Source organism: Psychromonas hadalis ATCC BAA-638, assembly GCF_000420245.1.
In the GTDB taxonomy this organism is placed as follows: Bacteria; Pseudomonadota; Gammaproteobacteria; order Enterobacterales; family Psychromonadaceae; genus Psychromonas; species Psychromonas hadalis.
In genome coordinates, this window is sequence record NZ_ATUO01000273.1 from 1 (window position 1) to 2,520 (window position 2,520).

At 39.1% G+C, this 2,520-nt stretch carries 2 protein-coding genes; both read right to left on the minus strand.

What is annotated here, in order from left to right; all coding sequences use genetic code 11:
* Nucleotides 1-164: 164 nt before the first annotated feature.
* On the minus strand, nucleotides 165-1,529 hold the full coding sequence (locus G322_RS0118670; protein ID WP_022943192.1) for a phosphohexomutase domain-containing protein: 1,365 nt from the start codon (nucleotides 1,527-1,529) through the stop codon (nucleotides 165-167).
* A gap of 5 nt (nucleotides 1,530-1,534) precedes the next feature.
* Nucleotides 1,535-2,425 (minus strand): sugar phosphate nucleotidyltransferase, encoded by an 891-nt coding sequence (locus tag G322_RS24955; protein ID WP_051143803.1) that lies wholly within the window; start codon nucleotides 2,423-2,425, stop codon nucleotides 1,535-1,537.
* Nucleotides 2,426-2,520: the final 95 nt, after the last annotated feature.

Genomic DNA, 2,520 nt, shown 5'->3' on the forward strand with positions numbered 1-2,520 from the left:
ATTGGCTATTTTAAAAACAAAAGTGCAAATAATGTTGAAGCCAATCCTAAGTGACTGGCTATTTTAAAAACAAAATCGCAAGTAATGTTGAAGCCGATCTTTAGTGTAGTTAATATTTATAACATAACGCTTAAAATCCTCATTTTTTTACCTTCCCACACTATTTAGCGCTCTATGATGGCCAATAATTCACTCACTTTACGGTCAACCAAGGTTTTATTATGACGTGCTTCTATGTTTAAGCGTAATACGGGCTCCGTATTTGATAAACGTATATTAAAACGCCAATCCTGAAATGACATCGATAAACCATCAAGGTGATTAATATGCTGAGATTGTGCTTGATAATGTTTTTCTATCTGTTGCATGAGCACCTCCGGATGGCGAATGAAGCGATTAATCTCTCCTGAACTTGGGTAGTTTTTTATCATCTGTTTCACTAGTTGTGAAAGGGGGCGTTCTTTTTTAGTTAATAATTCAACCACTAATAACCAAGGGATCATGCCACTATCGCAATAAGAAAAATCACGAAAGTAATGATGGGCGCTCATTTCGCCTCCGTAAATTGCCTCTTCTTTGCGCATCCGCTCTTTGATAAAAGCATGGCCAGTTTTACTTTGAATCGGAATGCCATGATTTCGTCTGACAATATCAGTTGTATTCCAGTAAACACGCGGATCATGGATGATTTTTTCATGGGGGTGTTGTTGTAAAAACACCTCTGCTAGCAAACCAACAATATAATATCCTTCGATACATTGACCATACTCATCAAATAAGAAACAACGATCAAAATCACCATCCCAAGCAATGCCGAAATCTGCTTTGTATTTTAACACCGCTTTTTTAGTCTCTAAGCGATTCTCCTCAATAAGAGGGTTGGGGATGCCATTGGGGAAATGACCATCCTCATTATGAAAGATACGGATAAAATAAATGGGAATATCGTAGATAAAAAATTGTTGTGCAAGTGCATCAATGACATGTCCAGCCATACCATTTCCTGAATTGACCACAATACGTAATGGACTGAAACGTTTATAATCAACAAACGTCAAGATATGTTGAATATAAGCACTAAGGGGTTGTTTGATACTCAATCCTCCTCGTTGAGCCGCACTGCTAAAAGTTGCCTGCTCAACCAAGGATTTTATGGTTAATAATCCACTGTCATTGCCGATGGGCTCACTCTTTTTACGCACTAATTTCATGCCATTATAATCAATTGGGTTGTGACTCGCGGTGATCATAACGCCCCCGTCACTCTGATAATGGCAAGTCGCAAAGTAGATTTCCTCTGTGCCACAACGACCGATATCAATGACATTACAGCCTTGATCGCAAATGCCATTAATTAATGCCTCTTTTAAACTCGGGGTAGAAAGGCGGTTATCCCCTCCCACGACAATCATTTTTGCACCAAGGTATTGCACCATCGCTTGACCTAATAAATAAGCAATTTGTTCATTTAACTGCTCACCAATCTGTCCGCGAATATCATTGGCTTTAAAGCAAGTGAGTGATTTCATAATAATTATCCTTGTACTCGACCATAGCGCTCTTCTAAGCGAATAATGTCGTCCTCACCTAAGTAAGCACCTGATTGTACTTCAATGATCTCTAAAGGTGTTTTTCCTCTGTTTTCGAGGCAATGGATGGTGCCAATGGGAATATAGGTGGATTGATTTTCGGTTAATCGCAACTCTTGTTTATCATCAATAACATGTGCAGTCCCTTGCACAACGGTCCAATGTTCTGCGCGGTGTAGATGTTTTTGAATAGATAATTTTTCACCCGGGTTTACGGTGATATGTTTAACTTGGTAACGGTTGCCATTATCAATTGATCTCGCTGAGCAGTTTTCAAATGCAGGGCGAGTGATACGAATAAAGTCTTTTTCTTGGGAAAACTGTTGACTGGTTTGTACACAAAAATGATAAATGTCTGCATGATATTGTTCTAATTCACTTAACAGGCTGCTCGCTGTAAACATAAACATGCCACTGTCCCATAAATAATCACCACTTTGGAGATACTTTTCTGCGTCCTCCATATTTGGCTTTTCAACAAACTCTGCAAGGGTAAAAATATGCTCATTGAGCAGAGGCTGGCCACGTTTTATATAACCGTAACCGGTATGGGCTGAATCTGGTTGCACACCAAAAGTAATGATGTAACCCTGATCAACCAGTTGTGTCGCTTGGGTGATGGTATGGTAAAAGCCTTGTGTATTGCCGATGCAATGATCCGCAGGTAAGACCAATAAAGTAGGATCTTGGTTTATCGATTGTTGCTGTGCGATTAACGTGGCTATCGTGATAGCCGATGCGGTATTTTTACTTTGAGACTCTAAAACAATAGTGTAATCACAGTCTATTTCACGTATCTGCTCAGCAACAATAAAGCGGTGTGTTTTATTACACACAACGTAAGCGTCAGGGCAACCACACCTTCATCTAATTTCTGATCTCAGTTATGTTATTTTCAAGTCAAATAAAAGGAAATAACAATGAAAATAAC